General features: G+C 63.7%; 16 protein-coding genes. 5 read left to right on the forward strand and 11 right to left on the reverse strand.

The features are described from left to right. Positions 1-117 precede the first annotated feature (117 nt). Positions 118-1452 carry an IS1182 family transposase gene (locus HAP54_RS06270; RefSeq protein WP_166202952.1) on the reverse strand — a complete coding sequence of 445 codons (1335 nt, stop codon included), beginning with the start codon at positions 1450-1452 and terminating at the stop codon, positions 118-120. 134 nt (positions 1453-1586) lie between these two features. Between HAP54_RS06270 and HAP54_RS06275 the strand changes: the two genes are divergently transcribed. Beyond that, a complete protein-coding gene (locus HAP54_RS06275; RefSeq protein WP_166306603.1) occupies positions 1587-3023 on the forward strand; it encodes an IS701 family transposase in 1437 nt (478 codons plus the stop codon). Positions 3024-3065: 42 nt separating this feature from the next. Here the strand turns inward: HAP54_RS06275 and lysA are convergent, their stop codons facing one another. From lysA to argH, 3 genes are all read right to left on the reverse strand, one after another. Next, the gene (lysA, locus tag HAP54_RS06280; RefSeq protein WP_166299113.1) at positions 3066-4331 is read right to left on the reverse strand and encodes a diaminopimelate decarboxylase; all 1266 of its coding nucleotides are present in this window, start codon (positions 4329-4331) and stop codon (positions 3066-3068) included. A gap of 72 nt (positions 4332-4403) precedes the next feature. Then, complete coding sequence (gene lptM / locus HAP54_RS06285) at positions 4404-4679, reverse strand: LPS translocon maturation chaperone LptM (protein ID WP_166299114.1); 276 nt, start codon at positions 4677-4679, stop codon at positions 4404-4406. Between the two features lie 92 nt (positions 4680-4771). After that, positions 4772-6169 (reverse strand): argininosuccinate lyase, encoded by a 1398-nt coding sequence (gene argH, locus HAP54_RS06290; RefSeq protein ID WP_166299115.1) that lies wholly within the window; start codon positions 6167-6169, stop codon positions 4772-4774. A gap of 127 nt (positions 6170-6296) precedes the next feature. Here argH and tlpA point away from each other — a divergent pair, with 127 nt between their 5' ends. Then, positions 6297-6977 (forward strand): thiol:disulfide interchange protein TlpA, encoded by a 681-nt coding sequence (gene tlpA / locus HAP54_RS06295; RefSeq protein WP_166299116.1) that lies wholly within the window; start codon positions 6297-6299, stop codon positions 6975-6977. Here tlpA and HAP54_RS06300 read toward each other — a convergent pair whose 3' ends face one another. Both HAP54_RS06300 and HAP54_RS06305 read right to left on the reverse strand, forming a co-directional pair. Beyond that, a complete protein-coding gene (locus HAP54_RS06300; protein ID WP_029079739.1) occupies positions 6978-7166 on the reverse strand; it encodes a putative motility protein in 189 nt (62 codons plus the stop codon). Between the two features lie 100 nt (positions 7167-7266). After that, the gene (locus HAP54_RS06305) at positions 7267-8118 is read right to left on the reverse strand and encodes a LysR substrate-binding domain-containing protein (protein WP_166299117.1); all 852 of its coding nucleotides are present in this window, start codon (positions 8116-8118) and stop codon (positions 7267-7269) included. Between the two features lie 114 nt (positions 8119-8232). Here HAP54_RS06305 and HAP54_RS06310 point away from each other — a divergent pair, with 114 nt between their 5' ends. The 3 genes from HAP54_RS06310 to HAP54_RS06320 are packed head-to-tail and all read left to right on the forward strand — an operon-like array spanning position 8233 to position 9946. Next, positions 8233-8616, forward strand: a complete 384-nt coding sequence (locus HAP54_RS06310) for a tautomerase family protein (protein WP_166299118.1) — start codon at positions 8233-8235, stop codon at positions 8614-8616. Then, the gene (locus HAP54_RS06315; protein WP_224741365.1) at positions 8613-9824 is read left to right on the forward strand and encodes a pyridoxal phosphate-dependent aminotransferase; all 1212 of its coding nucleotides are present in this window, start codon (positions 8613-8615) and stop codon (positions 9822-9824) included. The genes HAP54_RS06310 and HAP54_RS06315 overlap by 4 nt, the downstream gene beginning before the upstream one ends. Next, positions 9821-9946, forward strand: a complete 126-nt coding sequence (locus tag HAP54_RS06320) for a hypothetical protein (protein WP_283843078.1) — start codon at positions 9821-9823, stop codon at positions 9944-9946. The genes HAP54_RS06315 and HAP54_RS06320 overlap by 4 nt, the downstream gene beginning before the upstream one ends. Before the next feature lie 16 nt (positions 9947-9962). On the opposite strand, the gene HAP54_RS06325 is transcribed toward HAP54_RS06320, so the two are convergent. The 5 genes from HAP54_RS06325 to HAP54_RS06345 all read right to left on the reverse strand — a co-directional run bounded on the left by HAP54_RS06325 (position 9963) and on the right by HAP54_RS06345 (position 13704). Continuing rightward, complete coding sequence (locus HAP54_RS06325) at positions 9963-10844, reverse strand: 3-hydroxybutyryl-CoA dehydrogenase (protein WP_029079743.1); 882 nt, start codon at positions 10842-10844, stop codon at positions 9963-9965. Positions 10845-11092: 248 nt separating this feature from the next. Beyond that, positions 11093-12043: an electron transfer flavoprotein subunit alpha/FixB family protein gene (locus tag HAP54_RS06330; protein WP_166299119.1), complete on the reverse strand. Its 951-nt coding sequence runs from the start codon at positions 12041-12043 to the stop codon at positions 11093-11095. Beyond that, complete coding sequence (locus HAP54_RS06335; RefSeq protein WP_166299120.1) at positions 12043-12792, reverse strand: electron transfer flavoprotein subunit beta/FixA family protein; 750 nt, start codon at positions 12790-12792, stop codon at positions 12043-12045. Before HAP54_RS06335 ends, HAP54_RS06330 begins: the two co-directional genes overlap by 1 nt. Before the next feature lie 117 nt (positions 12793-12909). Continuing rightward, complete coding sequence (locus tag HAP54_RS06340) at positions 12910-13482, reverse strand: cob(I)yrinic acid a,c-diamide adenosyltransferase (protein ID WP_166299121.1); 573 nt, start codon at positions 13480-13482, stop codon at positions 12910-12912. Positions 13483-13509: 27 nt separating this feature from the next. Beyond that, positions 13510-13704: a twin transmembrane helix small protein gene (locus HAP54_RS06345; protein ID WP_166307472.1), complete on the reverse strand. Its 195-nt coding sequence runs from the start codon at positions 13702-13704 to the stop codon at positions 13510-13512. Between the last annotated feature and the right edge of the window lie 69 nt (positions 13705-13773).

Below are 13773 nucleotides of genomic sequence, written 5' to 3' on the forward strand. Positions count from 1 at the left end.
GGCATGCAATTGTGCAAGTCGCTCGATCTGCCAACAGTGCCGAATGCCAGAAAGCCAATAGCTAGGAGCCCGTCCAGATATGTTTTCGTGACGGGCATTTGTTGTAGAGTAGCAGGCTCAGGCTGCGTTTGCGAGGTTGAACAGCTTGAGGAGGTTATGGACGGTGCAGATCATTGTCCACTCGGCGCGCACTTTCTCGATGCCCCGCAACAGGAACTGGCGGAAGCCTCTTGCCTGTTTGATCTGCCCGAACACCGGCTCCACCACTTGCTTTCGCAATCGGTAGGGTGTTTCGAAGCCGCCATCGTCGATCTTCTTTCGCATGGCCTGTGTCAGCGGGCCGCCGACTTTTCCGTTCGCTACTGTCGGGTGCTTGGCGCGTCCGGGCGCGACATAGCCATCGATGCTGCGTGTGTCGAGCGCTTCGAGATTGGCTTCGCTGCAGTAGCCGGAATCCGCTGAGGCCTGCCGCGGCTTGCGGCCAAGATTGCTCTCGATGGCCTCGATCAGGGGCACCAACTGGCCCTGATCGCTGCCGTGCTGGGTCAGTTCTTGCGCGACAATGATCTGGGCATGTGCATCGACGGCCGCCTGGGCATTATAGGCCTGAACGAAGCCATCCTTCGACTTCATGATGCGGCTTTCCGGATCGGTGAAGTTGCGTTGCGCCTTGGGATTGGGTTCCTCCGATGGCAGCGCCGCCGGTTTGCCCGGCTTCTTGCGGCCTTCGGCCTGGCGCTGCTGTTCCTTTTCGGCCTCGATGCGGCGCTCTTCCTCCGCCGCCAGTTTGGCGTCCGCTTCCAGCGCCGCCATCGCTTGCTGGATCTTCGCCAGCCGTTTCTGCTTGTCGACGGTCCAGTCCGGCAGTTCGTCGCTGTTGCCGAAAGTCTCATCCTCCGAGGCATCCGCCGCCTCGGCGGCCGCCAGCATGCGAGCGACCTCGGCCTTCAATTCCGCCTCGCGCTTCTTCATGCGCTCATAACTCATCGCCTTGTGTTTCGACGCGTTCGCCTTGATCTTCGTACCATCCAGCGCGACATGACCGAGCTTGACCAGCCCGGCCGTCTCGCACAACTTCAGAACCTGCACGAATAGCGCGCCGAGCGCCTTCAAATGTCGCTTGCGAAAGTCGCTGATCGTCCGAAAATCCGGCGCATCCAGCGCCACGATCATCACAAAATCGTTCCGCTCCCGGCAGGCCTTGGCAATCCGACGCGACGAATACAGCCCACTCGCATAGCTATGCAGCAGCAGCGCCACCATCATCCGCGGATCAAACGGCGGCTGCCCAAGCCCGCTCACATAGCTGCCCATGATCTCCCTGAGATCGAGGCTCTCCCGCACCAGATCAACCATAAACCGCGAGACATGGCCTTTCGGCACGAAGTCCTGCACATTCGGCGGCAGAAGCAGCGTCTGATCGATGTTCCAAGGCCGAAAATACTTGCTCATCGCCCAATGTTGAATCAGACCCGACCAGATTTGAACAGCGACTATCCAGACAAGCTCCTAGTCTGACTGAGTCACAAAACCGCCGGCCAGAATCAGCGATGGATGAAGCACGGACCATCAGTCGAGAGGCCGACATGAGCGGGCGTGGCACCAAGACGAGCGAGAAGCGATTTGCGACGTATTTGGAAGGGCTTGCCAGTGTCATCGGTCATGCTGATCGGAAGGCGCCGCTGCGCGACTATTGCGTCGGCCTGATGGCCTGTGGCGGTCGCAAGAGCGTGGAGTCGATGGCGGCGGTGACAGCTCCGGAACGGACGGCCGCCCAGCATCAATCGCTGCTGCATTTCGTCGGCAGCGGCGCCTGGTCGGATGAGAAGGTGCTGGGCAAGGTACGTGAGATGGTCCTGCCGGCGATTGAACGCCAGGGCCCCATCGAAGCCTGGATCATCGACGATACCGGATTTCCCAAGCAGGGCCGACATTCAGTTGGAGTTGCACGGCAATATTGCGGGCAGCTCGGCAAGCAGGATAATTGTCAGGTGGCGGTGTCACTGTCGATTGCCAACCACCACGCCAGCCTGCCTGTCGCTTATCGCCTTTATCTTCCGAAGGAATGGACTGAGGACTGCGATCGGCGGCGCAAGGTGGGCATTCCTGCCGAAGTTGGCTTCCGGACCAAGCCGGAGATCGCGCTGGAGCAGTTGCGGTGGGCCTGCGCGAGCGGCCTTCCACGCGGTGTCGTACTGATGGACGCGGGCTATGGCAATAACAGCGACCTGCGCACGGAGATCACGGCGCTGGGATTGACCTATGTGGCGGGTCTTCTGTCGAGCACAACGGTATGGGCGCCCGGTACCGGTCCCTTGCCGCCGAAGCCATGGTCGGGCCGCGGCCGTCCACCGAAACTGATGCGCCGCAACCGTCAGCATCAGCCGGCCGCCGTCAAGGCGCTCGCGATCGGCCTGCCGGCCAAAGCTTGGCGCACCATCACGTGGCGGCAAGGAACGAACGAAAAGCTGACCTCGCGCTTTGCCCGCGTGCGGGTCCGTGCCGCGCATCGTGATTATTGGCAAACCACCCGGCGATTGGAGGAATGGTTGCTGATCGAATGGCCAAAAGGCGAGGACCAGCCTACCAAATACTGGCTCTCGACATTGCCGGAGGATGTGGCATTCCGGACTCTCGTTGAGACGGCTAAATTGCGCTGGCGCATCGAACGCGACTATCAGGAACTCAAGCAGGAGGTCGGGCTCGGCCACTTCGAGGGACGCGGCTGGCGCGGCTTTCATCATCACGCAACAATGTGCATCGCAGCCTACGGATTCCTGATCTCCGAGCGGGAGACGATTCCCCCCTCAGGCACTCGGCACGCCCGGCCGATCCTGCTCGATCGCATTCCCGCAGATTACAGACCCCGCGGATTTGCCGCTGCGGACCCAACGTCACATTCCAAATTCGATCGCGACGATGCGACGGCGCCTCGAACATGGGCTCGTCCGAACGCTGTCGAGATGTCCTTGTTGTGCGATCAAGTTCGACCACTAGACAGATCATCGTTTGTGACGCAGTAGGACTAGGCAGGGACGACACCGAGAATGAGGTGCCAGCGTGCCTCACAACCACGGCGCGGGCTTGTCCATCGCAATCAGCGCGTCGACGTCGATGCGCGGGCGAACGATCGCATACTGGTCGTCCTTGACCAGCACCTCCGGCACTAGAGGCCGCGTGTTGTAGGTGCCGGCCTGCACCGCGCCATAGGCGCCGGCGGTCATGATCGCGAGGAGATCGCCGGCCTTCGGCTGCGGCAGCGTGCGGTCGAGCGCGAGATAGTCGCCGGTCTCGCAGACCGGACCGACCACGTCGGCGACCATGGTCGGCGTACCCTGCGCGGGCTGGCGCACCGGCAGGATATCGTGATGGGCTTCATACAGCGTCGGCCGGATCAGGTCGTTCATCGCGGCGTCGATGATGACGAAGTTCTTGGCATCGCCCGGCTTCACATGGATCACGCGGGTGACCAAGATGCCGGCATTGCCGACGATCATGCGGCCCGGCTCGAACATCAGCGTGCAGCCAAGATTGTGCGTGACGCGCTTGACCATCGCGGCATAGGCATCCGGCGCCGGCGGCGCGGCGCGGTCCATGTAATAGGGAATGCCGAGGCCGCCGCCGAAATCGACATGGGAGATGTCGTGGCCGTCGGCGCGCAGTGTCTGCACGAAATCGGCGAGCAGGCGGAAGGCCGCCTCCAGCGGACCGAGATCGGTGATCTGGCTGCCGATATGCACATCGGTGCCGGTGACCTGGATGCCCGGCAGCTTCGCGGCGCGGGCATAAACCTCGCGGGCGCGCGCGATCGGAATGCCGAACTTGTTCTCGGACTTGCCGGTCGAGATCTTGGCATGGGTGCCGGCATCGACGTCGGGATTGACCCGCACCGAGATCCGCGCCGTCGTCTTCATCTCGACCGCAAGCCGCGACAGCATCTCGAGCTCCGGCTCGGACTCGATGTTGATGCAGAGGATGTCGGTGGCGAGCGCCGCGCGCAGCTCGGCTTCGGTCTTGCCGACGCCGGAGAACACGATCTTCGATGGCGGAATGCCGGCCGCCAGCGCCCGCTTCAACTCGCCGCCGGACACCACGTCGGCGCCGGCGCCGAGCTTGGCCAGCGTGCGCAGCACCGACTGGTTGGAGTTCGCCTTCATGGCGTAGCAGACCAGCGCCTTCTCGCCTGCGAAGGCTTCGGTGAAGACGCGGTAATGCCGCTCCAGCGTTGCGGTCGAATAGCAATAGAACGGCGTGCCGACGGCTTCCGCCAGCTCAATGAGATTGACCGCCTCGGCATGCAGCACGCCGTTGCGATAGTCGAAATGGTTCATGACACGTTAGATTGTTTGAGCATGATCTTGTCGGAAAACCGGCTTCCACTTTTCCGGATCATGCTCCGGATACTAGTTGCCGAGCAGCGGATCGAGGATGAAGGGCCGTTTATTGCCTTTCGATGCGGCCGGCGCGGCATCCGATCCATAGGTCGGATTGAACACGCTGGGCTGCGCCGCCCGCTCGCTCTCGGTATCGCCCGGCGCCGCTGTCGTCCCCGGCGCGGCATTCGCGGTCGGCGGTAGGTCGAGCGGTCCCTTGCGGCCGCAGCCGCCGAGCGTCAGCGCTGATACGCTCAGCACAATGATGGCCCATCCCGAGGGGGTCAGGCGGTTCTTGCTAGTCACGACGAAATCCCCAATTCGGGCCGCACCATACAAACATTGGCGTGCTCTGGCGAGAGGCGGAGCGCCACGAAATCACGGCCAAATTTTCGCGATCAGCCCGATTTTCGCTCTTTTTCCAGCCGCTTGGCCCAGGCTTTGGCTTGCGCCGTCACATTCTTCGGCGCCGTGCCGCCAAACGAGGTCCGGCTCTGCACCGAGGATTCGACGCTGAGCACCTTCAGGGCGTCGGCCGTGATCTTCGGCTCGACCTCCTGCATGGCCTTCAGCGGCAGCTCGTGCAGCGCCACGCCCTGCTTGGAGGCGAGGCCGACGATACGTCCTGTGACGTGATGGGCGTCGCGGAACGGCATTTTCAGGGTGCGCACCAGCCAGTCGGCAAGGTCGGTCGCGGTGGCGTAGCCCTCGCCGGCGGCGGCCTTCATCTTCGCCGCGTCCGGCACCAGGTCCTCGACCATGCCGGTCATGGCGCGGATTGCGAGCGACAGCGCCGCGAACGCCTCCATCGCGCCCTGCTTGTCCTCCTGCATGTCCTTTTGATAGGCGAGCGGCAGGCCCTTCATCACGATCAGCAGCGCAGTGAGCGCGCCGATCACGCGGCCGGTCTTGGCGCGCACGAGTTCGGCCGCGTCCGGATTGCGCTTCTGCGGCATGATCGAAGATCCCGTCGTGAACTTGTCGCTGAGCCTGACGAGGCCGACCAAAGGCGAGGTCCAGATCACGATCTCCTCGGCAAAGCGCGACATGTGCACCGCGCAGATTGCGGCCGCCGACAGCGTCTCCAGCACGAAATCGCGGTCGGACACCGCATCGAGCGAATTGGCCATCGGGCGGTCGAAGCCTAGCGCCTTGGCGGTCGCGGCGCGGTCGATCGGAAACGAGGTGCCGGCCAATGCGGCGGCGCCAAGCGGCGATTCGTTCAGCCGCTTGCGCGCGTCGGTAAAGCGGCCGCGGTCGCGGGAAGCCATCTCGACATAGGCCAGCAGATGATGGCCGAAGGTCACCGGCTGCGCGGTCTGCAGATGGGTGAAGCCCGGCATCACGGTTCCGGCATGCTCAAGTGCGCGGGCGACCAGCGCCTCCTGGAACGCGGCCAGCGCCGCATCGGTCTCATCGATGGTGTCGCGGACATAGAGCCGGAAATCGGTCGCGACCTGGTCGTTGCGCGAGCGTGCGGTGTGCAGCCGGCCCGCCGCGGGACCGATCAATTCGGACAGCCGCGACTCGACATTCATATGGATGTCCTCGAGCGCGCGCTTGAAGTCGAAATCGCCCTTGCCGATTTCTGACAAAATCGTGTCTAGACCTTTGCCGATATTTTTCGCATCAGCAGCGGTGATGATGCCCTGCGCGGCGAGCATTGCGGCGTGGGCCTTGGACGCGGCGATGTCCTGGGCATAAAGGTGACGGTCGACGTCGATGGAGACGTTGATTTCCTCCATGATCGCGTCGGGACGCTCCGAGAACCGGCCGCCCCACATCTTGTTGCTCATGACTTCTCGCTCACGAATTTGTATTGCAGGCCGTGCGGTTTCATCGCCGGAGCGGCGAAACAGCATGGCGGTTCCGGTCGTATTCCCGGCATTGCTTAGCCACATCTGACCCAGGATGACAAACGATATGCCCGAGACGCCCCCGTCCGAACCGACCGCCAAGCCTGCCGCCCGGTGGCGCATCCCGCTGGTGATCGGCGCCGTGCTGGCCGGGGCCGCGATCGGCTATGTCGGGGTCTCCGGCCTCAAGCATCCCGCGGGCGGCGATGTCGCCTGCAACAGCGCGGTGGCCCTAGCCAAGAAGATCGCCCCGCTCGCCCATGGCGAGGTCGCGGCGCTGACCATGGCGACCACCCCGTTGAGGCTGCCCGACCTCGCCTTCGAGGACGCCAACGGACAGCCGAAGAAGCTCTCGGACTGGCGCGGCAAGACTGTACTCGTCAATCTGTGGGCGACCTGGTGCGTGCCCTGCCGCAAGGAAATGCCGGCGCTCGACAGCCTGCAGACCAAGCTCGGCGGCAAGGATTTCGAAGTGGTCGCGATCAACATCGACACCCGCGATCCGGACAAGCCGAAGAACTTCCTGAGAGAGGCCAATCTGACCAATCTCGGCTATTTCTCAGACCAGAAAGCCAAGGTCTTTCAGGATCTTAAGAACATAGGTAAGGCGCTGGGCATGCCGACCTCGGTCCTGGTCGACGGCAACGGCTGCGAAATCGCCAATATCGCCGGTCCTGCCGAATGGGCGAGCGACGATGCGATCAAGCTGGTGAAGGCGGCGCTGGCGCCGGCCGCGGCCGGATTCTGATCAGGCGACGGCGTTGAGGTTGCCGCCGACGCCGGGGGACAAATTCGCGGTCGAAGGACTGCCGAGCAGGGTCTGAACCGCGAACTTTTCCGCGTCGAGGTTCTGCTTGGTCACACGGGTCGCGATCTCACCCTGCAAATTGCCCTGCTGCATCGACAGGATGCTGGTGACCATGCTCATCATGTCCATACGCGGTACTCCCAAGTCCGGCTTTGGCGTAGCCGGGGAAAGTTAACGCTTGGTATCGGCGGCCGCGTCAGGCGGACACATCGTTTGGACGACGAGCCGCTCAGGCCGCGTTCGCCGCGAAGGCCGCACCCAAGGTGCGCAACGCCTGCCGTGTCCGTGCATCTGACAACTTTGAGTGCAGCATGACGTCGCGCGACGGCAATGGCGGCAGGCCTAGCCGCGGCCCGAGGTCGACGGTATCGGCCGGCGCCACCCGGCGCGCCAGCGCTGCGACCGCAAGGCCCGCGGAGATCGCGGCCCCGATCGTCGAAAGTCCGCCACCGACGAACGCCTCGGTCCAGGCGATGCCGGCAGCGTCGAGAGCCTCGACCGCCATCGCGCGCACGCTGCACGGCTCGGCTTGCGTCGCCAGGCGTAGCGGCTCGCCCGGCCGATGGTGAAAATCGGGAGCGGCCATCCAGCCGAACGGCTCCTCGAACAGCACGTCGCCATCGCGGCGCTTGGCGTCGTGGCGCAGCACGATCGCCGCATCGAGCTTGCCGTCGTCGAATGCGCTGAGCACCGACCGTGACGTATCGACGTGCAGCTGGATCACCAGGCCCGGATCGGTGGTGTTCATCCGCTTCAACAGCGAGGCCAGTTCCGATCCCACGATGTGGTGGCTGATGCCGACGACCAATCGCCGATGTTCGACCGCAAACGACCCGATCGCCGATTGATGCGCGGCCACCAGATTGCGCGCCGCGCCGAGGAAGGCGGCCCCTTCCGCGGACAGCCGGACCAGCCGCGGCGTTCGCTCAAGCAGCCGCCGGCCGAGCCCGTCCTCCAGCCGCCTGATCTTCAGGCTGACCGCGGACTGCGTGGTCTCCATGACCTGCGCCGCGCGCGTGAAGCTGCTGAGGTCCGCGACCAGGACAAAGGCCTGCACCGCCTCGACGTCGAGTGCCTTCATCGCCATTCATTTAGATTAGCAATCATTGAAATGCGATATCATGCCGTTTTTCAATGATCAAGAAGCCCCTAGGATCGGCTGCACGCAACGATCACGTCCAGGAGAGCCTTCATCATGCCGCTGACCCGCGTCTCCCTGCGACGGGGCAAGCCCGCCGCCTACCGCAAGACCATTCTCGAGAGCCTCTATCGCGCCATGCGCGAGACCTTCGATGTGCCGGAAGGCGATCGCTTCATGACGATCTCCGAGCACGATGACGACGATTTCGCCTATGGCGCGAACTATCTCGGCATCAGGCGCAGCGACGATCTGGTCATCATTCAGATCACGGTCAGCAACACCCGCCCGGTGGCGCAGAAGCAGAAGCTCTATCGACGTATGGCCGAACTGCTGACGGAAAGTCCCGGCCTGCGCGCCGAGGACATCTTCATCAACCTTGTCGAGGTGCTTCCCGAAAACTGGTCGTTCGGCAACGGTGAGGCGCAGTACGTCCGATGACCGCGACACCGATCCTCTCGCCGCGCATGAGCGGCATCAAGGCATCGCCCGCATCGGTGCTGCGCCGCCGCGCCCGCGAACTGCGCGCCGCCGGGCGCGAGATCATCGAGCTATCGTCGGGCAATCTGGACTTTCCGACACCGGATCATGTGATCGCGGCGGCGCATGAAGCGGCCCAGCGCGGCGAGACCCGTTACACCGATGTCGACGGCACGCCGGAGCTCAAGCGCGCGGTGCAGGCCGCGCTGCTGCGCGACCACCAGCTCGACTACGAACTGAACGAGATCGTCATCACCAATGGCTCGACCCAGGCGCTGTTCAACGCGCTGCTGGCGACGCTGGCGCCTGAAGACGAGGTGATCGTCCCCGCGCCGTACTGGGCGCCGTATCTCGATCAGGTCCGGCTGGCGGGCGGCACGCCGGTGATCGTGCCCTGCAGGCAGAACAACGGCTTCAAGCTGCGTGCCGAGGATTTGCAGGCGGCGATATCGCCGCGAACCCGCTGGGTCGTCGTCAACAATCCGGTCAATGCCTCCGGCGCGCTGTATTCTCCGGAGGATCTGGCCGAGATCGCCGCGATCCTGTTGCGGCATCCGGACGTCTGGGTGCTTGCCGACGGGCTCTATGAGCACATCGTGTTCAACGGCGCTCCCGCGCCGACGCTTGCGGAAATCGAGCCGCGCCTGAAGCCGCGGACGCTGACCGTGAGCGGCCTCGCCAAGAGCTACGCCATGATGGGATGGCGCATCGGCTACGCCGCCGGCCCTGCAGCGTTGATCCGCGAGATGATCACGATCCAGTCGCAGACCACCTCCGGTGCGTCGTCGATCAGCCAGGCCGCCGCAATTGCCGCCCTCGACGGCGCGCAGGATGTGCTGGCCGAGCGCGCCGCCATCCTTCGCGCAAGGCGTGACCGCTTTGCTGAACTCGTGAACGGATGCAGCGGGCTCTCCTGCACGCCGCCGGAAGCCACGTTCTATCTGCTGGTCAGTTGCTCCGGCGTGATCGGCAAGCATGCTCCCGACGGCAAGCTGATTGCGACGGACCGCGATTTCTCCAGCTACCTGCTCGAACAAGCCGATCTGGTGGTGTTTCCCGGCGAGGATTTTGGGCTGTCGCCCTCTATCCGCGTCAGTTTCGCCAACCCGTCATCGACCATCGAGGAGGCCGGACGGCGGTTGAAGCGCGCCTGCGAGGCCCTGCAATGACAACGCACGGGTACAACCAGCGCCTCGCGCTAACAGCTCATCTGCTCGGACTTGGAACGGGTGCGACTGTCATCGTCGGTCTCGTGCCCGCGACGCTTGCGCTGTTGCGGGCACTGATCTGAGACGAGCGCGCGTGAATTACCGCGTCGGGACCGGCTTGTCGCCGCGATAGTCGTAGAAGCCGCGCTGGCTCTTGCGTCCGAGCCAGCCGGCCTCGACGTACTTCACCAGCAGCGGGCACGGCCGGTACTTGGAATCGGCGAGCCCCTCGTGCAGCACCTGCATGATCGACAGGCAGGTATCGAGGCCGATGAAATCGGCGAGCTCGAGCGGGCCCATCGGATGGTGCGCGCCGAGCTTCATCGCGGCGTCGATCGCCTCGACGTTGCCGACGCCCTCATACAGCGTGTAGATCGCCTCGTTGATCATCGGCAGCAGGATGCGGTTGACGATGAAGGCGGGGAAATCCTCCGACACCGCGACCTGCTTGCCGAGCTTGGCAACAAAGGCCTTGGAGGTGTCGAAGGTCACGTCGTCGGTGGCTATGCCGCGGATCAGCTCGACGAGCTCCATCGCCGGCACCGGATTCATGAAATGAATGCCGATGAATTTCTCCGGGCGGTCGGTCGAGGCGGCGAGCCTTGTGATCGAGATCGACGACGAGTTGGTCGCGACGATCGCTTCCGGCTTCAGCACCGCGCAGAGGTCGTGGAAGATCTTGCGCTTGGTCTCTTCCTTCTCGATCGCGGTCTCGATCACGAGGTCGCAATCGGCGAGCGCATCGATCGTCTCGGAGGAGGTGATGCGGTCGAGCGCCTGCTTTCGCTCGCTCTCGCTGATGTGTTTCTTGGCGACCTGGCGGGTCAGATTGCCGTTGATGGTCGCCAGCGCCGACTTCAGCCGGTCGCCGGACACGTCATTGAGCACCACGTCGAAGCCGGCCAGCGCCGCCACATGGGCGATGCCGTTGCCCATCTGGCCCGAACCGATCACGCCGACCTTTTTGATTGCCACCGTCATCTTGTCATCCACCGGAACGGCGCGCATGTCGCGCCTGCCCAATTCCAACGATACCCGAAGCGAAGCCTTCCGGGTTGCCCAATCCGCCGGAAAACGTTTCCCGGGACCATGATGTGATTAAAGATAATCACACCCCGATCCCATTTTCCCCTATCGAGCTCGATCCTTTCGGAAAACCGTTTCCGGATCGTTGCCCCAAGAATAATAACACCGGTCGGAGATTACTCACCCGGCCGGTGTCTTGTCGCTTACTTTCCGAGCTTGCCGAGTGCTTCGGTCAGCTCTGGAACCGCCTGGTAGAGGTCGGCGACCAGGCCGTAATCGGCGACCTGGAAGATCGGTGCGTCCTCATCCTTGTTGATGGCGACGATCACCTTGGAGTCCTTCATGCCGGCCAGATGCTGGATCGCGCCGGAGATACCGACCGCGACATAGAGTTCCGGGGCCACCACCTTGCCGGTCTGGCCGACCTGCCAGTCGTTCGGCGCATAGCCGGCATCGACCGCGGCGCGCGAGGCGCCGACGCCGGCGCCGAGCTTGTCGGCGAGCGGCTCGATGTACTTGGCGAAGTTTTCGCGGCTCTGCATGGCACGGCCACCCGAGACGATGATCTTGGCCGAGGTAAGTTCCGGACGGTCGCTCTTGGCGACTTCCTCGCCGACGAACGACGACAGGCCAGGATCGGCCGCCGATGCCGCGTTCTCGATTGCGGCGCTGCCGCCTTCACCGGCTGCGGCGAAGGTCGAGGTGCGGACCGTGATCACCTTCTTGGCGTCCTTCGACTTCACGGTCTGGATCGCGTTGCCGGCATAGATCGGACGCTCGAAAGTGTCGGGCGCGACGACCTTGATGATCTCGGAGACCTGCATGACGTCCAGCAGCGCCGCGACGCGCGGCATCACGTTCTTGAAGCGCGAGGTCGCGGGCGCGACGAAGGCGTCATAGTTCGGCGCCAGCGCGACGATCAGCGCAGCCAAGGGCTCGGCGAGGTCGTGCTCATAGGCCGGGCCTTCGGCCACCAGCACCTTCGCGACACCGGCGAGCTTGCTTGCTGCTTCCGCCGCCGCCTTGGTGCCCTGGCCGCCACCGGCAACCAGCACATGGACGTCGCCGCCGAGCTGGCTCGCCGCAGTCAGCGCCTTGTTGGTCGAGTCCTTCAGGGTCTCGTGGTCGTGTTCAGCAATCAACAGCGTCGTCATCAGAGAACCCCGGCTTCGGTCTTGAGCTTGTTCACGAGTTCGGCGACGTCCTTGACCTTGACGCCCGCCTTGCGGCCCGCCGGTTCCGCGGTCTTCAGCACTTCCAGACGCGGCGTGAGATCGACACCGTAATCCGACGCGCTCTTGTCGTCGATCGGCTTCTTCTTCGCCTTCATGATGTTGGGCAGCGACGCGTAGCGCGGCTCGTTGAGGCGGAGGTCAGTGGTGACGATCGCCGGGCCCTTGAGCTTGATGGTCTGCAGGCCGCCGTCGACTTCGCGCGTGACCTTGAAGTCGCTTCCTTCGACCTCGAGCTTGGAGGCGAAGGTCGCCTGCGACCAGCCGAGCAGCGCGGCCAGCATCTGGCCGGTCTGATTGCTATCGTCGTCGATCGCCTGCTTGCCGAGAATGACGAGGCCGGGCTGCTCCGCCTCGACCACCGCCCTCAGGATCTTGGCAACCGCGAGCGGTTCGACATTGCCTTCGGCCTTGACCAGGATGCCGCGGTCAGCGCCCATCGCAAGCCCGGTGCGAATGGTCTCGGAAGCCTGCGCCGGTCCGATCGACACCACCACCACTTCGGTCGCCTTGCCGGCTTCCTTCAGCCGCAACGCTTCCTCGACGGCGATCTCGTCGAACGGGTTCATCGACATCTTGACGTTGGCGAGCTCCACGCCCGATCCGTCACTCTTGACGCGGACCTTGACGTTGTAGTCGACGACCCGCTTTACCGGCACAAGAACCTTCATCGATCCTCTTTCGCTTTGATTTTATGGGTTTCGGTTGGCTGGCGCGGAACCTAAAGGTCCCGTACCCCCCGGTCAACGCGGCAAAGCCAAAAAACCGTCCCCCGGTTTTGAACCAGTTTAGCGGTTTTGGCCCGGCACCCACAACACGTCCCCGGCCCCTTTGTTGTTCTGGAAGCGGCTGGCAACGAACAGGAAATCGGACAGGCGGTTCATATACTGGATACCAGCGGCATTGACCGTCTCGTCCGGCCGGGCTGCGAGTTCCACCATCATGCGTTCCGCGCGGCGACATATCGTCCGGGCCAGATGCAGATATGCAGAAGCGGGTGTCCCGCCGGGCAGCACGAACGAAGTCAGCGGTGCGAGCTGGTCGTTCAGGCTGTCGATATCGCGCTCGAGCCGCTCGACCTGGCTCGCCAGCATCCGCAGACGCTCAGTCTTGCCCTCGCGCTCGGGCACCGCAAGGTCGGCGCCGAGATCGAACAGATCGTTCTGGATCCGGCCGAGCATCGCATCGACATCGGGACTATCGGCCAGATGCAGCCGCACCACGCCGATCGCCGCATTGGTCTCGTCGACCGTGCCATAGGCGGCAACGCGCAGATCGTATTTCGGCCGCCGCTCGCCGGAGCCGAGCGCGGTGGTGCCGTCATCGCCGGTGCGCGTGTAGATCCGATTGAGAACGACCATGGTCGTGATCCCCTAAGGTTTGCGCATCTACCGCCCCATCGCCCAGACCACGACCATCGCGATCACGATGGCGACGAACTGGAACAGCACGCGCAGCCGCATCAGCTTCTGCGACGTGTTCGGCGAGCCGCCCTTCATCATGTTGGCGAGGCCGAGCAGGAGCACCAGCGCCACGGCGCCGACGGCGATGGGAAGAACGATCATGCTGAGGACAGATGTCATCTGCGGTACATAACACCGCATGGATCGGACTTCCACACAGCTGGGCCATGCAACCAACTGGCTTTTCAA

The sequence above is a fragment of the Bradyrhizobium sp. 2S1 genome (assembly GCF_011516625.5).
Lineage (GTDB): Bacteria > Pseudomonadota > Alphaproteobacteria > Rhizobiales > Xanthobacteraceae > Bradyrhizobium > Bradyrhizobium septentrionale.

Excerpts from the sequence above, each read along its gene's own strand:
- HAP54_RS06270 (WP_166202952.1), bottom strand. The coding sequence starts at position 1,452 with ATGAGCAAGTATTTTCGGCCTTGGAACATCGATCAGACGCTGCTTCTG.
- HAP54_RS06275 (WP_166306603.1), top strand. The coding sequence starts at position 1,587 with ATGAGCGGGCGTGGCACCAAGACGAGCGAGAAGCGATTTGCGACGTAT.
- lysA (WP_166299113.1), bottom strand. The coding sequence starts at position 4,331 with ATGAACCATTTCGACTATCGCAACGGCGTGCTGCATGCCGAGGCGGTC.
- argH (WP_166299115.1), bottom strand. The coding sequence starts at position 6,169 with ATGAGCAACAAGATGTGGGGCGGCCGGTTCTCGGAGCGTCCCGACGCG.
- tlpA (WP_166299116.1), top strand. The coding sequence starts at position 6,297 with ATGCCCGAGACGCCCCCGTCCGAACCGACCGCCAAGCCTGCCGCCCGG.
- HAP54_RS06300 (WP_029079739.1), bottom strand. The coding sequence starts at position 7,166 with ATGGACATGATGAGCATGGTCACCAGCATCCTGTCGATGCAGCAGGGC.
- HAP54_RS06305 (WP_166299117.1), bottom strand. The coding sequence starts at position 8,118 with ATGAAGGCACTCGACGTCGAGGCGGTGCAGGCCTTTGTCCTGGTCGCG.
- HAP54_RS06310 (WP_166299118.1), top strand. The coding sequence starts at position 8,233 with ATGCCGCTGACCCGCGTCTCCCTGCGACGGGGCAAGCCCGCCGCCTAC.
- HAP54_RS06315 (WP_224741365.1), top strand. The coding sequence starts at position 8,613 with ATGACCGCGACACCGATCCTCTCGCCGCGCATGAGCGGCATCAAGGCA.
- HAP54_RS06320 (WP_283843078.1), top strand. The coding sequence starts at position 9,821 with ATGACAACGCACGGGTACAACCAGCGCCTCGCGCTAACAGCTCATCTG.
- HAP54_RS06325 (WP_029079743.1), bottom strand. The coding sequence starts at position 10,844 with ATGACGGTGGCAATCAAAAAGGTCGGCGTGATCGGTTCGGGCCAGATG.
- HAP54_RS06330 (WP_166299119.1), bottom strand. The coding sequence starts at position 12,043 with ATGACGACGCTGTTGATTGCTGAACACGACCACGAGACCCTGAAGGAC.
- HAP54_RS06335 (WP_166299120.1), bottom strand. The coding sequence starts at position 12,792 with ATGAAGGTTCTTGTGCCGGTAAAGCGGGTCGTCGACTACAACGTCAAG.
- HAP54_RS06340 (WP_166299121.1), bottom strand. The coding sequence starts at position 13,482 with ATGGTCGTTCTCAATCGGATCTACACGCGCACCGGCGATGACGGCACC.
- HAP54_RS06345 (WP_166307472.1), bottom strand. The coding sequence starts at position 13,704 with ATGACATCTGTCCTCAGCATGATCGTTCTTCCCATCGCCGTCGGCGCC.